The following is a 16484-nucleotide window of genomic DNA, read 5'->3' on the forward strand; positions in this document are numbered from 1 at the left end:
AGGTGACGACCATGGGCTGGGCCGCGGATGCGGCTCAGCCCTTGGTGGCCCCGCTGGCGAGGCCGCCGATCAGCTGGCGTTCGGCGAAACCGAAGAACGCGAGCGCCGGCACCATCGCCAGGGTGATGTAGGCGAGGATCCGAGCCGTGTCGCCGGTGTACTCCCCCTGGAACTGCTGGATCGCCACCGGGATGGTCCACAACTCCTGGCTGTTGAAGATCACCAGTGGCAGGAAGAAGTTGTTCCAGCTGCCGACGACCGCGAGCACCGAGACGGTTGCGAGCGCTGGACGCGCCATCGGCAGCAGGATCCGCCAGAAGAACCCGAACGCACCACACCCGTCCAGCGTGGCAGCCTCTTCGATCTCACTCGGGATCTCCCGGAAGAACCCCCGCAGGACGATGATCGTCACCGGAAGGCCGAAGGCCGCCTGAGGCAGGATCACCCCCCACGGGTTGTCCAGCAGACCCATGGTCCGGAGCATGATGAACAATGGCAGGATCGCCACCGCGAACGGGAACATCAGTCCGATCGCGAACACCATGAACAGGATCTCCCTGCCACGGAACGCGAACCGCGCGAAGACGTACGCCGCCGCCGCAGAGGCCCCGACCGTGACGAGAGTGGTCATCAACGCAATGAACACGCTGTTCCAGAGCGGACCCCAGAACTGCAGCGACGCAAGGATTGCGGTGTAGTTCTCGACGTTCCACGGCGATGGCAGACCGACGGGATTCGTCGAGAGCTGGCCGTTGTCCTTGAATCCGCCCACGACCGCGTAGAACAGCGGCACGACCACGAACAACCCGACCACCGCGACAAGGGCGTAGAGCACGACAGAGCGGACTAGGGCTCTCGCCCGTGCGCCGCGACGCGACGGTGTCTCCACCGCCGGGACTGTTGCGTTGCTCATCGGTGATCTCGCATTCCGGTGATCGCGCCCGCGGTGTCGCGACGCATGACGAAGCGTTGGTACCCGAGCGCGAAGACGAGGCTGAGGAGGAACATCATGATGCTGATCGCGCTGGCGTAGCCGACTTCCCAACGGACGAAGCCGTACTGGTACATCGTGACCGCCATCGTCTCCGACGCGCCGACCGGCCCGCCCTGGGTCATCAACCAGACCAGGTCGAAGAGCTGGAGGGCTCCGATGACCGACAGGAAGATGGTGATCCGGATCGTCGGGCCCAGCAACGGGAAGGTCACGTGCCGGAAGGCTTTCCAGGTGCCCGCGCCGTCGATCGCGGCCGCTTCGAGGAGCTCGTTCGGGATGCCCTGGCGGCCGGCCAGGTAGAGGATCATGTGGAAGCCGAAGTACTTCCAGGTGATGACGAAGAACAGTACGTACATCACGATGGACCGGTCGGCGAGCCACGTCGACTGCCACGCCTCCAGTCCGACGGTCCTCAAGAGGTAGTTCGCGAGGCCAGTCTCGGGCGAGAAGATCATCGTGAACAGCGCGCCCGTGATGGCCTCGGAGAGGACGAACGGCGCGAAGAACACCAGCCGGAAGACCGCCCTGCCCGGCAGCCGTTGGTTGAGCAGCAGGGCGATGCCGAGCGACATCGGCAGTTGGAGCACCAGCGAGAGACCGATGATCAGTCCGCCACGCCCGAGGTCGCCGAGGAATACCTCGTCGCCTGCCATCCTGGTGAAGTTGCCCAACCCCACGAAGTCGGTCGGCAGTCCTCCGTAGCCGTTCCAATCGAACAGGCTGGTGTACATCGCGACGAGCATGGGCGCCAGCACCAGCAGCACGAACAGCACCAGCGCCGGGAGGACGAAGAGCCAGATCGTCACCAGGTCCCGGCGACCGCAGCGCACCCGGGTGCGAGACAGGGCGGCGGCCGAGCCAGTCTCGGCCGCCGCCATCTGTGTCGCGGTCATCTACTGGATTTCCTTCTTCGCCGTGTCGGCGATGGCCTTCGCCACATCGTCAGGCGTCATCTCACCTGCGATGAGCGCCGCCGTGCTGTCATTGATCGTCTCACCGACCGCAGGAGGGTAGGCCTGGTCGAGGTAGAGCTGGAACGCCGTTGCCCCAGTGACCGTCTCCAACAGGGGCTGGACCCGCTCGTCGGGGTAGGCGTCGTCCGTGCCCTCGACTACAGGGATGTAGCTACCGTTCTCGACCGCGACGCGGTAGTTCTCCGGCTTCATGATGAACTCGAGGAACTCGACCGTCTCTGGCGGCGCGTTCCCGCCAACCACGAACCCGTTGCCACCACCGAGAATCTCGGTCTGAGCACCCTTGCCACCTTCGACAGCGGGGAAGGGGAAGAACCCGAGATCGTCACCGATTCCCCGCTCCTCTTCTCGACCGGACGCTCCGGTCTGGGTTGCCGGCGCCCACTGGCCCATGAGTTCAATGGCGACCTTGCCGTTGCCCATCAACGCGGCCTGGCTCTCGGCCCCCTCGCCGTACGGTGCCCCGAGGAAACCCTTCTGGAAGGGGTCGAGGGCGGCGAGTGCCGCGAGGTTCTCGCCGGCCTTCACGAAGTCAGCGCCGTCGAAGGAGCCGTCCGCGATCGCCGCATCGAGCCCGGCCTTGCCGGCCTGGCGCATCGCGAGATAGGTCCAGTAGAAGTGGCCCGGCCACTTTTCCTTGCCAGCAAGGCCGATCGGTGTGATGCCGGCCGCCTTCAACTTCTTGACGGCGTCGAGGAAGTCGGTCCAGGTGGCCGGCGGCTCGGAGATTCCGGCGGTAGCGAAGTGCTTCTTGTTGTACCAGAACCCCACCATGCCCGTGTCGAAGGGAATGCCGTAGATCTTCCCGTCGATCGTGTAGGCCTCCCTCGCGGTGGGAGAGACGGAGTCGACCCAGGGCTTGACGTCGTTCGTGAGGTCCTTGACCAGCCCGGCATCGATCTGCTGCTGCAGGACGCCGCCTCCCCACGACTGGAAGAGGTCAGGCGGGTTTCCGGACTGGCCTGCGGTCGTCATCTTCGCCTTGAACGGTTCGTTCTGCAGAGCGGTGATCTTGATCTGCACGTCAGGATGGGACTTCTCGAAGTCCTTGGCCATCTTGGCCCAGACAGACTTCATCGGCTCTTCGCTCTGGATGTGCCACCAGTCGATCGTCTTGTCACTCGAGGATCCAGCCCCGTTACCACCGCAGGCGGCTGCAAGCGCCAAGGCCCCTGCCGCGAACAACGCCGAGAGGCGCCGGTTGAACGACATCATTGTTCTCCTTCGAGCCTGTCCTCCGTCGGTTCGACAGTGAGCGGGTCGGCTCAGTCGTCCCTCGGGCGGTCTCCCTGGTACCGGCCGCCATTCACGCCACCACGACGGGCCTCGCCGCACGCCCCGAGTCGAAAGCTCTCCGGAACTCTCCTGAAGCGGGCCGGGTGGTCTTGCGTTCACGACGTTCCTCGTCACCACAGGCGCCGAGGTAACCGCGCCTGGGGCGGGTACGGAGGCACCTGGAACCGAACCGAAAGTTTCGGCTACTGCGCGGTATTTTCGGTGATGTCGGGCACGCTACAACTGCATTTCGGGTACGGTCAAGCATTCTGAATGACACACTTCGAGCACGCTTGAGCCGGGATTCCGGGCGGGGGCGGGCCCGTCAGGCCGTTGCGGTGTTCCGGAAATTATCGGCCGTCAGGAACGCGCGTCAGGAGGCGTTCTCATAGGTCGCGATCAACGTGGCCCGGGCCAGCGTGTGCATGAAGAGGTTGAAACCCAGCAGGGCCGGCGACGCGCTGTCGGGCAGGTCGAGAGACTCGACATCGACGGCGTGGACGACGAAGAAGTATCGATGCGCGCCGTGGCCCGCCGGTGGTGCCGCCCCGAGGTACTGCTTCAGCCCCGCGTCATTGGTGAGCGTCACCGCCCCCGCCGGCAGCCCGGCACCGTCAGCAGCGCCCGCGCCCGTCGGCAGCTCCGTCACGCTCACCGGGAGGTTGTAGACGACCCAGTGCCAGAAGCCGCTCGCCGTCGGGGCGTCCGGGTCGTAGACGGTCACCGCGAAGCTCCGGGTGCGCTCGGGAAACCCGGTCCACGCCAGCTGAGGCGACGTGTCCTCCCCTCCGGCGCCGAAGATGCCCGAGAGCTGAGGCGTTGGCAGGCCCGCGCCATCGGAGATGTCCGTACTCGTCAGGTCGAACGACGGCACCTCCGGCAGGAAGTCGTACGGGTTGACGTCGAACGGTGCCTGCCTCTTGCTCATCGAAGTCCTCCGGCAGTCTGAGTGGATGAAGGGTCCCTTCGTCCCAACCTATTGGATGAAGGTGCCCCTCATCGAAACCCAGGCCGCCAACGGGCGCGGCAGTCGAAAGCGCTACGTGGGTGCGTAGCCTGTCACGACGGGAGGAGCGGCTCGTCACTTCCAGGCGCCGCGGCGACGACCTTCCACCGGTGGAGCGGTCTGGGCCCAGATCCGCCGCCACGACGCCACAGGCGGACCGGACGGGTCAGGTGTCTCTCCCCGTGCCGCCCGGCGGGTCGCGTCCCACCAGTTCGTCGCGTCCTCGTCGAGGAGGCGCGCCACAGCGGCGCGGATCTTCGGGCTGAACACGCGCGGCGACTCGTCGTCACCCGGCCAGATCGGTTCACCGAAGCGCACCCGCACCGGCAGGCGCCCGGGTCGTGGCCAGCCCCGCCCGCGCGGCATCGCTGCGTACGATCCGCGGATCCCGATCGGCACGACGGGCACCTTGTGTTCGACGGCAAGCCAGGCGGCGCCCATCCGGAACCGCCCACCCCAACCGTCAGGCGATCGGGTCCCCTCCGGATAGACGACGACGTTCCAGCCCTCGTCGAGCAGGTCGCCCGGCGTCGCCGAGAGCGTGCCGCCACGCCGCTCGATCGGGAACGTGTTGAACACCATCGCCGATCCGGTGGCCCGCCACCAGGTGTCGAAGAAGTAGTCCGCCGCGGCAGCCACGGCGGTCCGTCGGCGCCACTCGTCGGGAAGCGAGCACAGGATGAGCGGCGTGTCCAGGTGGGAGGTGTGGTTGGCGACGAACAGCACCGGTGTCCGGACCCTCGTCAACACGTCGAGTCCCGTTGCCTGCGGCGTCACCGTCGAACGCAACAATGGGCGGAGCCCAGCGCGCTGTACCACGTCGCGGACGGCGTTGGCCGCCGGCTTGCGCGCCCATGCGGTGGGGAAGATGGACTGTGGCTTGGGCAGCTGGTACGGCTCGGCGCTCCGCGGCACCAGAGGTCGGCGCCCCCACCGCCAGCCGCGGGCGACCAGGCGTACCTCCCGCACGGTCTCCTTGACGAACCGCGCTGGGTTCCTACTTCCGTTGCCGCTCACGACCCACTCACCGCACATCCGAGATGAGGTGGGGTGGATTGTGGGTGTAGGTGATCGACGGTGAGGATCCCACCGTGCCGCTCACCATCTCCAGCGCATCGGCCAGCGTGGACGCCGACCGGAATCCCATCCGCTGCACGGCTTTGCGATTGCCGCCGACCCACACCACGTCACCCACATGGTCCATGGCGTGTGCCGCCCAGTACCACATGTAGAACGGATGGACGCCGTGGTAGGCGTACGACGTGCGGTACAGGTGGATGTACCACGGGTCGGTGGCGTACTGCTTCTCGAAGCGTTGCTCGATCGTCGCGGGGTCGGTCGACTCGGCAAGCACCTCTTCGAAGAAGTCGACGTAGCTCGGGTGGTGCAGCTGGCTGAACTCGTACGGCACCGGGTGGTAGAGAATGACCGCTCCGCCCTTACGCACAAGGGGTTGGCCGCGGTAGGAGTTGAAGAAGTACCCGAGTCCCATGCAGGTGGCGAGGATCGGGTTCATCACGGCGTTGACGTTGTAGGGCCCGAGGTAGGGCACGCCCATGATGAGGACGTCGCTCTGGCCCTGGACCTCGACCGCCTGCTGGCGGAAGACGGTCGCCAGGGTCTTCTCGTGCACGGCCTCGGTCTCACCGGCGTGCACCCCGGTGATGCCGTAGGGCGAGCGCACGTTGCGGAAGATCCGGCTCTTGAGCTTGCTCGGCGCCACCGCGAGTCCGCGCCTGGCGGCAAGCATCGACGCCTGGTCACGGACGCTCCACTCCCACTCGCGCTTGTTCATGAACTCGTACGGCGCCGGGAAGACGTTGTTGTTGAGCGTCGTCTCGATCGTGAAGATCTTGACGTGGTCCTTGAGCAGCCGCCCCATCCGCCAGGCGGAGTGGTGCATGGCGGACTTCTCCGCGTCCATGAAGGACCGGGAGTGCACCATCGTGTGGGTGTTGTGGTGGTGTCGCAGCGAGCGGTAGGACGCGAGTCCGATCGGCACCGACTTGTGGCCGCCGTCCATCGGGACGATGTTGATGTTGACGTAGACCAGCAGGTCCGACGTCGCGGCCCGCTTGTTGATCTCGACCTCTTCGCCGTGGTCGGTGGTCCCGATGAACTCCAGGTTGTCGGGATCCTCGGCGTCGTGGTTGTACAGCAGGCCGTCGGGCGCGAACGAACGGTAGACCCGCTCCCCCAGCGCGTGCTGCAGCTCACTCGGCATCATCCGCCGGTGCAGCGCCAGCGCGGCGATGATCTGCACGTCGTCGACACCGGCCTCCGCGGCCAAGGTGAGAACCTGTTCGATCACCCGCTGCCGGATGTCGGGACGCCGCATCGGAGGCAGTGGCAGCGAGACGTCGTCGAAGGCGATCGTCAGCTTCATGCCGGGCCGAAGCAACGCGCGGAGCGGTTCAGAGTTCTGCGGGCTCTCCAGCGCCTGCCGGATCGCGCCGTCGACGTCGTGCAGGCCCGGCAGCGACTCCGGTGAGTACACGACCCTGGTCCCGATCGGGAACTTCTCCAGCCGGAACCCCTCGCCCTCGTGGACGAGGAGCGGCGGAGTGCGGTCGTCGACCTCGAGTACGAATCCTGGTCGGCTCACCTGCTGCTCCTTAGATCGAACGCCACCTTCACCGTGCCCAACCTTCCTGCCGAGTGCGCATGGTCGAGCGCCTCCCGCCAGCGGTAGAGCGGGTACCTGCCCCCGACCACCCCGTCGAGGGACGCGGATGCCGCCAGGTCGAATGCCTTGTCGAACGCGTCGCCACCCCGGCTCGCGTAGCTTCCCGCGACGGTGAGCTCGCGGAACCACACCGGTGACAGGTCGGCGCCGGTCGACGGCATCCCCGAGACGACCACCCGGCCGCCCGCCTTCGTCACCCGCAGAGCCGTGCCGAGGGAGTCCTTGCTGCCCACCGCGTCGACCGCGACGTCGACGCCGCCGAGGAGGAACTCCGCGCTGCGTTCCGGGGCGAGGCGGAACGCCTGCGTCGCACGGCGTACCCGCGCCGGCACCTCGTCCGGAGCCACGATGTCCGACGCCCCGAACGCCCTGGCAAGCTCCCGCTGCCGAGGATGCTTCGCCACGACACTGATCCGGCCGGCGTTCGTGAGCTCCCGCAGCGCCAGGGTGGCGAAGAGCCCCACCGCACCGGCGCCCGACACCAGCACCGAACCACCGTCCGGAACTTCGGCACGCTGGGCGGTGTGGACAGCGCAGGCCAACGGCTCTACCAGAACCGCGCGCTCGTCGGACAGTCCTTCCGGAACGGCGTGGAGCTGGCTGCGGTGGGCGACGAGGACGCCGCCCCAGCCTCCGCCCGTATCGGCGCAGTAGCCGGTCTGGAGTCCCGGCGAGACGTGCCCCACCGTGATCCGGTCACAGCGGTTGGTCTGCCCGGAGGCGCAGGACTCGCACCGCTCCACCCCCCGCGCCGCGCAGGACAGGACGGGATCGAGCACGACCCGGGTGCCCTTCGGCAGGTCGTCGCAGTCGTCCTGCAGGACCCCCACGACCTCGTGGCCGGGGACGAACGGCATTGACACGAGGGCGGAGAAGTAGAGGCTGGTCTGGCCGAACAGCGCGCCGAGGTCCGAGCCGCAGATCCCCGACAGGACAGGCTTCACCCGGGCCCATCCCGGCGCGGCCAGGCGCGGCTCGTCGCGGGTGACCAGGCGTACGGGCGCGGCGGGACCGGTGAGGATGCCGGGGATCCGGCCCCCCATTGCACGGGCGGCGACGTAGCGGGGAAGCGAGCGGTACATCTCGAGAGCGAGCATCATGAGCGGAGCTCCCCCCTGGACTCGCGGGCGCCAAGGTCAAGCGCACCAGGCGGCCGGGTGCCAAACTCCTCGGTACCGAACTCACGGGTCGGCATCGTCAGTCGCGAGACCGCGCTGGAGGTACGCCAGTCCTCGACCGGCCATCGTCCCTTGCGCGCCTCCCGCCACAGATGGACGTCCGGGCTCACGGCCACCGGCCGGCCCACGGCCCGCAGCAGCGGCAGGTCGGAGTGGCTGTCGGCATAGGCATAGGAACGCGGCAGCTCGAATCCGTTCTGGCCCGCGTACCACTTGAGCCACGCTGCCCGCGACTCCCCCACCAGCGGTGGTGAGGAGAGGTAGCCGGTGCAGCGCCCGTGCTCGTCGACGGCCAGGTCGGCGGCGACGATCTCGTCAAACAGCTCGGACAGCGGCCGGGTCAGCGGCCGGATCGCCCCGGTGATGAGGATCGTGCGGTGCCCGGCCGCGCGGTGAGCGCGGACGCGACGCAGGGCCGCGGCGGACACGCGTTCGAGAACGTGCTGGGCAAGCACCTCGTCGACGACCCGCTCCAGTTCGGCAAGGTCGGCGCCCCGGTAGCGCCTGTAGACCGCGCGGAGGAATCCGCCCCGGTCCCGGCGTTCGGCGGCAAGGAAGCCGGGCAGCTTGTGCAGCATCGTCGCGACCTCGCGAAGCTTGCCGTCACGGCCCAGCTCAGGCAGTCGGAGCCACAGATAGGTCTCGACGACGTTGCTCGACAGCAGCGTGCCGTCCATGTCGAACGCCGCCAGGATCTCCCCACCCTGCGGAAGCTCCTTCGCCACGGTGGGGGCGCTTCGGCCCCGGCGCCGGCGTACGACGTCGTACTGCCGCATCGACGCCGTGACACTCGGACAGTGCACGTCGACGAGGTAGTGCTTCCAGTCGAAGACGGACGTGTCGAACGCGAACGCCTCCTGGTCTTCGGCCTCGAGACTACGGAAGAGCTCCATCGTCTTGTCGTCGGTGAAGTGCAGCTCGGCCTCGGCGTAGGGCCGGTAGAGGTCGAGGTAGCGGCGCAGGAAGTCGAGCCGACGTTGCTGCTGGTCGAGCTCGCGGGCGATCTTGCGGATACGTTCGCCGCGCGGGGCGTGCCGGACGGCCCAGTCGGCCACCTTGTGGGCGCGTTCGCTCATGACGAGCAGCCGGTCGACGTTCTCACCGCCGGGGAACCGCCACGTGGGCAGACGCACAGCACCGCGCTCGCTCATGTCGAACGGGTTCTCGTCGAAGTACGCCCGCACCAGCTCGTAGAGCCGGCTGAACGTCAACGGGTTGCGACCGCCGGACGAGACGTGGAAGTACGCCGGACTGCCTGGCGGAGGCGGCGCGGCGGCCGCTGCCAGGGTCGCTCCGACCACGTGGTCGACGGGCACGATGTCGACGACGCCGTCCGGGCTGGCGGGGAACTCCGGCAGCTCGCCCCGGCCATAGGCCAGGATGAGCGGCTCGGCCATCTTGAAGCCCTCGATCCAGCCGGGATGCGGGATCTGCAGCGCGCTCTCGATGATGCTGGGCCGCACGACCGTCACGGGCAACGGCGCGGCGATCTCCTCGACGACCCGCTCGCCCATCGCCTTGGTGAAGGTGTAGACGTCGGTCCACCCGAGCGACCGCGCGCGTTCCCCACCGGCCTGCACGAGCTTCTTGTCGACCCACTCCTTGCGCCGGCGTTCGGCGTCCTGGGCCGAGGTGATCGGACCGGCGCGGCGGTGCTCCCGCTCGGCCTCCCTGCGCAGGCGCGAGAGGACGCCAGGTGACCTCGACGTCTCCTCGATCCGGTCGCGCATCGCGATGCCCCACCTGGCCTCCGTACGCCAGTCGACGTCGTGCTCGACACTCGCCTCGGGAATCGCGCCCCGCCGGCGACCGGCCGTGTAGGCGGTGGACACATGGACGTAGTGCGGATCGCTGCCACTGTCGAGGATCCTGCGCAGCAGCCGCTCGGTGCCGAGCACGTTGGTCTCGAACGCCTCGTGGATCGGAGGGTCGAACGACACGTCACCCGCGCAGTGGATCACGATGTCAAGGTCGGCCGGCAGTTCGGGGACGTCGGCGAGGTCGCCTTCGAGGACGGTGATCCGGGCGTCGATGAGCGCGCCGGCCTCGCCTGCGTACTGCTCGCGGGCCGACTCGAAGATGGGCTTGGCGAGGAGCTGTTCCATCCGGGCGCGGCCGGTGAGCGATCCCTTGCGCCGGACGAGGGCGACCACGTGCGTGTCGGGCAGCTCTCCGAGAATGCGGTGCAGAAGGGCTTCGCCGACGAAGCCGGTGACACCGGTGAGAAGCATCCGCTTCCCCCCGAGGCGCTCCCTGAGCTGCACGCGTCTCCCCCTTGATCGAGGCTGCTGGCCGTCGCCGACGGACCCGAGAGTGCACTGGGGTGTCGTGCACTAGGTGCCGGTTCGCCACACCATATCCCGACGGCCTCGGCCGCCCTCCGAGCCGCCCACGACTGGCGGCCGGAAACGGTGTGCGGGAGGGTTGACCAGGGGCCAGGCGCCGCTGATCATCTGCACGTGGTAGTCCGGGGTCCCTGACCCGCCCCAGCTCCGTGATCATGATCGTGATCATGAAGGTCCAGTGGTTGTACGGACCGAATCTCCTTCATGATCATGGAACCCCGGCGCTCTCAGGCCCGGGTCGCCGCAAGCGCCTCCTCGAGCGTGAAAGCGCCCGCGTACAACGCGGTGCCCACGATCGCCCCCTCGACCCCGAGCGGCACCAGGTCGGCGATCGCTCGCAGGTCGTCGAGCGTCGACACTCCACCGGACGCGATGATCGGCCGGTCCGTGGCCGCGCACACCGAACGCAGCAGCTCGAGGTTCGGCCCCTGCAGCATGCCGTCCTTGTTGACGTCGGTGACGACATAACGCGCGCACCCCTCGCCGTCCAACCGGGCGAGCGTCTCGAACAGGTCACCGCCTTCCTGCGTCCATCCGCGGGCCGCCAGTGTGCGGCCGCGGACGTCGAGCCCGATCGCCACCCGGTCGGCGTACTCCGCGATCGCCTTCGCACACCACTCGGGATTCTCCAGCGCGGCTGTGCCGATGTTGACCCGAGCGCATCCCGTGCCCATCGCCCAGTGCAACGCGTCGTCGTCGCGGAGGCCACCTGACAACTCGACCTTGACACCGAGCTCCGCCAGCCGGTTGATGATCTCGGCGAGCAGAGTGCGGTTGTCACCGCGTCCGAACGCCGCGTCGAGATCGACCAGGTGGACCCATTCCGCACCTGCCCGCTGCCAGGCGAGGGCGGCGTCTAGCGGGCTGCCGTACTGGCCGCCGGAACCGGCTCGACCCTGGACAAGCTGGACCGCCTGGCCACCGACGACGTCCACCGCAGGGAGAAGTACGAGGCTCATGGTCCGCGAGGCTACCTTCCGTCTGACGGCCCGCCTGAGAGCGGTCGGATCGGGACCGGCCAGTCGGTCGACCTGCTGGCCGGAGGCTGGTCAGATCGGAGCCTGGTCAGATCGGAGGCCGGTCAGCGGAGGCCGGTCAGCGGAGGCCGGTCAGCAGAGCCTGGTCAGCGGAGGGTGGCGAGCCAGTTGGCGAGGAGTTGGGCGCCGGCGTCGCCGGACTTCTCCGGGTGGAACTGGGTCGCCGACAGCGGACCGTTCTCCGCCGCCGACACGAACCGGTCACCGTCGTACGGCGTCCAGGTCACCAGTGGATCCCGGAACGGGCCACCACCCGACAGCTCCCAGTGGCGTACGGCATAGGAGTGGACGAAGTAGAAACGCTCGTCCTCGATGCCGGCGAAGAGCACCGAGCCGGTGGGAGCCTCGACGACGTTCCAGCCCATGTGCGGGACGATCGGCGCCTTCAGGCGTTCGACGGTTCCCGGCCACTCGCCGCACCCCTCGGCCTCGACGCCGTGTTCGACACCACGGTCGAACAGGACCTGCATGCCGACGCAGATGCCGAGCACCGGCCGTCCGCCGGAGAGACGGCGACCGATCAGCTGGTGGCCGCGCACCGCACGCAGGCCGCTCATGCAGGCCGCGAACGCGCCGACGCCCGGCACCACCAACCCGTCAGCGTCCATCGCGGCCCCGTAGTCCGCCGTGACGTCGACCTGGGCACCGACCCGGACGAGCGCTCGCTCGGCCGAACGCAGGTTGCCCGACCCGTGGTCGAGCACGACCACCTTCGGTGCGTTCATCGGTGGCTGCCAGAGATCAACGCGGTCACAGGCTCATCTCCTTCTGCCCGATCCAGAGGAACACACCGGCCAGGACGAGCAGGACGAGCGACACCCAGATCGGCCGCTTCTGCCGGTACGTCGCGATCACGCCGCCGAACAGCACCCCGGCCAGAGCGAAGTACAGAAACTGCATCAGAACGTTCCCTTCCGCTGCGCGGGACCGCCGCCCTCGCCAGCGTCGCCTTCGCCAGCGCCGCCCTCGCGCGGATCGAGCGTGCCCTTCGTGCTGGGCACCCCGGTCTCGCGCGGGTCGAGCGCCACGGCGTCGCGGAGCGCGCGGGCGAGACCTTTGAACTGTGCCTCGACGATGTGGTGCGGATCCCGCCCGGCGAGCACCCGGACGTGCAGGCAGATCACCGCGTGGAACGCCAATGTCTCCAGCACGTGCCGTGTCAGGGACCCGGTGAAGTGCCCACCGATCATGGCGTAGGCCTGACCGTCCGGCTCCCCGGTGTGGACGCAGTAGGGTCTGCCGGCCACGTCGACGACCACGTGCACGAGCGCCTCGTCCAGCGGTACGGTCGCGTCGGCGAACCTCCGGATGCCGCGCTTGTCACCCAACGCCTCGCGAAACGCCTGCCCCAGGACGATCGCCGTGTCCTCCACGGTGTGGTGGACATCGACGTCAACGTCGCCTTGCGCGCGGACCGTGAGGTCGAAGAGCCCGTGCCGGCCGAGCTGGTCGAGCATGTGGTCGTAGAACGGTACGCCGGTGGACACGTCGACGCGCCCGCTGCCGTCGAGGTCGAGCTCGACCACGACCTTGCTCTCCTTGGTCGTCCGCTCGATCCTCGCCGTACGACGCCCGCTACCCCTCGCCGTGCTCACCGTCCGAGCACCTCCCGCAGGGCGGTCCGGAAGGCCGCCATCTCCTCCGCCGATCCGATCGAGACCCGCAGCCAGCCGTCCGGCCCGGTCTCCCGGATCAGGACGCCCTTGTCGAGCAGGCTCTGCCAGAGCGCGTGGCGGTCGTCGAACGTCCCGAACAGTACGAAGTTGGCATCGGTGTCTGCGACGGTCAGACCCAGCCCGCGAAGCCACTCGACTGTCTCGTCGCGCCGCTCCCGCAGCTCAGCGACCCGGGCGAGCAGCTCGCCGGTGTGCCGCAGCGCCGCCCGCGCCACCGCCTGGGTGACGGCGGACAGGTGGTAGGGCAGTCGCACGATGCGCAGAGCATCGACGATCGCCGGGTCCGTGGCGAGGTAGCCGAGCCTGCCTCCGGCGAGGGCGAACGCCTTGGACATCGTGCGGGTGACGATCAGCCGGGGATAGGCGGGCAGGAGAGTCAGCGCGCTGGGGGTGCCGTCCCGGCGGAACTCCGCGTACGCCTCGTCGACGACCACGATCCCCGGCGCCACACCGCACACGGTCTCGATCAGGTCGAGCGACAACGCCGTGCCGGTGGGGTTGTTCGGCGAGGCGAGCAGGACCACCGCCGGCTGGTGCGTACGGATCTGCTCGACCACATGGCCGGGGTCCAACGTGAAGTCCTCGGCCCGGCGCCCGGTCAGCCAGGTGGTGCAGCTGTCGCGGGCGTACTCCGGATACATGGAGTACGTCGGTGCGAACGACAGCGCCAGCCGGCCCGGACCGCCGAAGGCCTGCAGGATCTGCAGCATCACCTCGTTGGACCCGTTCGCCGCCCACACGTGGGCCGGTGTGAGGTCGTGGCCGAGGTACGCCGCGAGGTCTGCCCGCAACCCCAGCGCCTCCCGGTCGGGATAGCGGTTGAGCCCGCGGGCCGCCTCCGCGACCGACTCCGCGATGTCGGCGACGACAGCGTCCGAGGGCGGGTAGGGATTCTCGTTGACGTTCAACAGGACCGGGACGTCGAGCTGCGGCGCTCCGTAGGGCTCCTCACCGCGTAGCTCGTCCCGGAGCGGCAGATCCGCCAAGGTCTGGCCCATCCTCAGATCACCTTCACCATTCCGACGAGGGCCTCCGTGACCTGCGGGGTACCTGCGACCAGCACCTCGAGCCCGGTCGCCGTCGTCACCCACTGGCTGGTGCCGCCGGCCGCATCCACCAGCGCGATCCCGGCGGCGACATCCCACATGTTGACGCCGAAGCCCAGGTAGCCCTCCTGCGCCCCCAGGGCCACCGACAACAGCTCACAGGCTGACGAGCCACTCCGCCGGTAGTCCCGCGCCGCGTGCATGAGATCGCCGAGGAAGTGATGGACCCGCACCCGCTGCTCCATCGGGCTCGGCAGACCGATGCCGACCAGGGAGTCGGTGAGGTCGGCGGTGGCGGAGACCTTCGGCATCAGGTCCCGCCCGAACGCCTCGTCTCCCCCGGCCGCCGCCCACTGCCCGTCCGCCGGTCGTACGATCGCACCGGCCACCATCCGCCCGGCCTGCTCGACCCCGACGGAGACGGCGTAGTCATGACGGCGGTGGACGAAGTTCATGGTTCCGTCGAGCGGATCGACCAGCCAGCGGACGCCGCTGTCCCCGGCGTGCATACCCGACTCCTCCGCGAGCACGGCGTCGTTGGGTCGGACAGCCAGCACCATCCGCAGGATCGCCCGCTCGGCCGCCTTGTCCGCGGTCGTCACGAAGTCGGCGTCGTGGGACTTGGTCTCGACCTCGACCTTTCCGTTGCGCAGCTCCCGCAGGATGGCGTGCGCACCCGCCTGCGCGGCGGCCAGAGCGAGGTCGCGCAGGTCCCCGTTGACATTCGCCACCTCCGAGGGCGTGCGGTCGGTGGGAGTCACGTCGGTGGGGTTCCGGTCATCGGCCGGTGGGGTCATGAGAACTCGTTTCGTTGGCTCGGTGTCTTCCGCTGGCTCGGTGTCGCGCAGAAGGCGCGGCTCGGTGGGCGGGTGGGCACTCAGGCATACCCATCGGGATGCCCAGTGAACCTGGAATGCCCAGCGGATCCGGAATGCCCAGCGGATCCGGGCTGCCCAGCGAACCGGACCTGCACCGCCGCGCCGTGGGCCGGCAGATCCTCGGCGTCGGCCATCGCGGTCACGTGCGGCGTGACGTCGCGCAACGCCGACTCGTCGTATTCGATGACGTGGACGGTCTTCAAGAAGCTGCGCGCCGAAAGCCCCGAAGAGTGGCAGGCACATCCGCCGGTGGGAAGGACGTGGTTGGAGCCAGCGCAGTAGTCGCCGAGCGGGACCGGGGACCACGGCCCGATGAAGATCGCGCCGGCGTTACGGATCCGGGCCGCCCAGCTTCTGGCGTCGGCAGTGAGCACCTCGACGTGTTCGGATGCGTACGCGTCGACGACGTCGAGGCCTTGCTCGAGGTCGTCGACCAGGACGATGCCTGACTGCTCGCCAGCCATCCCGGCAGCGATCCGCTCGGCGTGCTTGGCCTGCGGGAGCTGGACGGCGAGCTCGCGCTGAACCGCCTCGGCTAGCTCCTGGCTGGGCGTGACCAGCACACCCGCGGCCTGCTCGCCGTGCTCGATCTCGCTGATCAGGTCTGCTGCGACGTGGACGGGACTGGCGGTGTCGTCGGCGAAGATCAGGATCTCGCTCGGTCCGGCCTCGGAGTCGATACCCACCAGACCCTTGACCAGCCGCTTGGCGGCGACCGTGGTGATCCGGCCCGGGCCGGCCACGAAGTCGACGGGCGGGCACTGCTCGGTGCCGTAGGCGAACATCGCCACCGCACCCACGCCGCCCACGGCGTAGACCTCGTCGATGCCCAGCAGCGCACACACCGCGAGGATCGTCGGGTGGGGTCGGCCACCGAACTCCGCCTGCGCTGGCGAAGCCAGCGCGATGCTGTCGACGCCGGCGACCTGCGCCGGTACGACGTTCATCAGTACGGTCGAGGCCAGCGCCGTGACGCCTGCGGGCACGTAGACACCGACTCGCTTGAACGGCACCAACCGCGAGGTGACCCGGCCACCTGGGACGACCTCGACGCTCTGGTCGTCCTCGATCTCGGCCTCGCTCACGATGCGCAGCCGCCGGATCGACTCCTCGAACGCGGCGCGGACGTCCGGGTCGAGCTCGGACAACGCCTCGGAACGCGCCTCGGAGGGCACCAGGAGGTCGGTGACCTCGATGCCGTCGCGACTGGCGATCTCCAGGAGTGCCTCGACCCCGCGATGGCGGACGTCGGCCATCGCGGGGCGCACCTCGTCGATGGCTGCCTCCACGTCGAACTCCGCGCGCGGAACGAGCGCGCGATAGTCGAGGGCCTCGCCTCGGGCGAGCCGGCCACGGAGATCGATACGACGCATCACCCCACCGAGTCTA

At 68.7% G+C, this 16484-nt stretch carries 15 protein-coding genes; all 15 read right to left on the bottom strand.

Annotation, left to right across the window (positions count from 1 at the left end; genetic code table 11):
• Nucleotides 1-34 precede the first annotated feature (34 nt).
• A complete protein-coding gene (locus tag ABN034_RS01875; RefSeq protein WP_349689217.1) occupies nucleotides 35-913 on the bottom strand; it encodes a carbohydrate ABC transporter permease in 879 nt (292 codons plus the stop codon).
• A complete protein-coding gene (locus ABN034_RS01880) occupies nucleotides 910-1887 on the bottom strand; it encodes a carbohydrate ABC transporter permease (RefSeq protein WP_349689218.1) in 978 nt (325 codons plus the stop codon). Before ABN034_RS01880 ends, ABN034_RS01875 begins: the two co-directional genes overlap by 4 nt.
• Nucleotides 1888-3180, bottom strand: a complete 1293-nt coding sequence (locus ABN034_RS01885) for an extracellular solute-binding protein (protein WP_349689219.1) — start codon at nucleotides 3178-3180, stop codon at nucleotides 1888-1890. It lies immediately after the preceding gene.
• Nucleotides 3181-3616: 436 nt separating this feature from the next.
• A complete protein-coding gene (locus ABN034_RS01890) occupies nucleotides 3617-4171 on the bottom strand; it encodes a YbhB/YbcL family Raf kinase inhibitor-like protein (protein ID WP_349689220.1) in 555 nt (184 codons plus the stop codon).
• Between the two features lie 153 nt (nucleotides 4172-4324).
• Nucleotides 4325-5266, bottom strand: coding sequence for a lysophospholipid acyltransferase family protein (locus tag ABN034_RS01895; RefSeq protein WP_349689221.1), 942 nt, complete (start codon nucleotides 5264-5266; stop codon nucleotides 4325-4327).
• A gap of 7 nt (nucleotides 5267-5273) precedes the next feature.
• Nucleotides 5274-6854 carry an NPN-dependent hydroxyacid isomerase, LarAH14/15/16 family gene (gene larAH / locus ABN034_RS01900; RefSeq protein ID WP_349689222.1) on the bottom strand — a complete coding sequence of 527 codons (1581 nt, stop codon included), beginning with the start codon at nucleotides 6852-6854 and terminating at the stop codon, nucleotides 5274-5276.
• Nucleotides 6851-8035, bottom strand: coding sequence for a zinc-dependent alcohol dehydrogenase (locus ABN034_RS01905; protein WP_349689223.1), 1185 nt, complete (start codon nucleotides 8033-8035; stop codon nucleotides 6851-6853). Before ABN034_RS01905 ends, larAH begins: the two co-directional genes overlap by 4 nt.
• Entirely contained in the window at nucleotides 8032-10377 is a 2346-nt protein-coding gene (locus ABN034_RS01910) for an HAD-IB family hydrolase (RefSeq protein ID WP_349689224.1), read from the bottom strand. The genes ABN034_RS01905 and ABN034_RS01910 overlap by 4 nt, the downstream gene beginning before the upstream one ends.
• 308 nt (nucleotides 10378-10685) lie before the next feature.
• Nucleotides 10686-11417: a bifunctional 1-(5-phosphoribosyl)-5-((5-phosphoribosylamino)methylideneamino)imidazole-4-carboxamide isomerase/phosphoribosylanthranilate isomerase PriA gene (priA, locus tag ABN034_RS01915; protein ID WP_349689225.1), complete on the bottom strand. Its 732-nt coding sequence runs from the start codon at nucleotides 11415-11417 to the stop codon at nucleotides 10686-10688.
• A 164-nt stretch (nucleotides 11418-11581) separates the two neighbouring features.
• Nucleotides 11582-12220, bottom strand: coding sequence for an imidazole glycerol phosphate synthase subunit HisH (gene hisH, locus ABN034_RS01920; protein ID WP_349689226.1), 639 nt, complete (start codon nucleotides 12218-12220; stop codon nucleotides 11582-11584).
• Nucleotides 12221-12245: 25 nt separating this feature from the next.
• Entirely contained in the window at nucleotides 12246-12395 is a 150-nt protein-coding gene (locus tag ABN034_RS01925) for a CG2302 family histidine operon protein (protein ID WP_349689227.1), read from the bottom strand.
• Nucleotides 12395-13090, bottom strand: coding sequence for an imidazoleglycerol-phosphate dehydratase HisB (hisB, locus tag ABN034_RS01930; protein WP_349689228.1), 696 nt, complete (start codon nucleotides 13088-13090; stop codon nucleotides 12395-12397). Before hisB ends, ABN034_RS01925 begins: the two co-directional genes overlap by 1 nt.
• Nucleotides 13087-14169, bottom strand: coding sequence for a histidinol-phosphate transaminase (locus ABN034_RS01935; RefSeq protein WP_349689229.1), 1083 nt, complete (start codon nucleotides 14167-14169; stop codon nucleotides 13087-13089). Before ABN034_RS01935 ends, hisB begins: the two co-directional genes overlap by 4 nt.
• A gap of 2 nt (nucleotides 14170-14171) precedes the next feature.
• Nucleotides 14172-15014 (bottom strand): inositol monophosphatase family protein, encoded by an 843-nt coding sequence (locus ABN034_RS01940; RefSeq protein WP_349689230.1) that lies wholly within the window; start codon nucleotides 15012-15014, stop codon nucleotides 14172-14174.
• Nucleotides 15015-15094: 80 nt separating this feature from the next.
• Nucleotides 15095-16468, bottom strand: coding sequence for a histidinol dehydrogenase (gene hisD, locus ABN034_RS01945; protein ID WP_502878955.1), 1374 nt, complete (start codon nucleotides 16466-16468; stop codon nucleotides 15095-15097).
• Nucleotides 16469-16484: the final 16 nt, after the last annotated feature.

This window comes from Actinopolymorpha sp. B11F2 (assembly GCF_040195635.1).
Lineage (GTDB): Bacteria > Actinomycetota > Actinomycetes > Propionibacteriales > Actinopolymorphaceae > Thermasporomyces.

What these genes read in the sequence shown, in the direction of transcription:
- ABN034_RS01875 (WP_349689217.1), bottom strand. Translation starts at nt 913, where the DNA reads ATGAGCAACGCAACAGTCCCGGCGGTGGAGACACCGTCGCGTCGCGGC.
- ABN034_RS01880 (WP_349689218.1), bottom strand. Translation starts at nt 1,887, where the DNA reads ATGACCGCGACACAGATGGCGGCGGCCGAGACTGGCTCGGCCGCCGCC.
- ABN034_RS01885 (WP_349689219.1), bottom strand. Translation starts at nt 3,180, where the DNA reads ATGTCGTTCAACCGGCGCCTCTCGGCGTTGTTCGCGGCAGGGGCCTTG.
- ABN034_RS01890 (WP_349689220.1), bottom strand. Translation starts at nt 4,171, where the DNA reads ATGAGCAAGAGGCAGGCACCGTTCGACGTCAACCCGTACGACTTCCTG.
- ABN034_RS01905 (WP_349689223.1), bottom strand. Translation starts at nt 8,035, where the DNA reads ATGATGCTCGCTCTCGAGATGTACCGCTCGCTTCCCCGCTACGTCGCC.
- priA (WP_349689225.1), bottom strand. Translation starts at nt 11,417, where the DNA reads ATGAGCCTCGTACTTCTCCCTGCGGTGGACGTCGTCGGTGGCCAGGCG.
- hisH (WP_349689226.1), bottom strand. Translation starts at nt 12,220, where the DNA reads ATGAACGCACCGAAGGTGGTCGTGCTCGACCACGGGTCGGGCAACCTG.
- ABN034_RS01925 (WP_349689227.1), bottom strand. Translation starts at nt 12,395, where the DNA reads ATGCAGTTTCTGTACTTCGCTCTGGCCGGGGTGCTGTTCGGCGGCGTG.
- ABN034_RS01935 (WP_349689229.1), bottom strand. Translation starts at nt 14,169, where the DNA reads ATGGGCCAGACCTTGGCGGATCTGCCGCTCCGGGACGAGCTACGCGGT.
- ABN034_RS01940 (WP_349689230.1), bottom strand. Translation starts at nt 15,014, where the DNA reads ATGACCCCACCGGCCGATGACCGGAACCCCACCGACGTGACTCCCACC.
- hisD (WP_502878955.1), bottom strand. Translation starts at nt 16,468, where the DNA reads ATGCGTCGTATCGATCTCCGTGGCCGGCTCGCCCGAGGCGAGGCCCTC.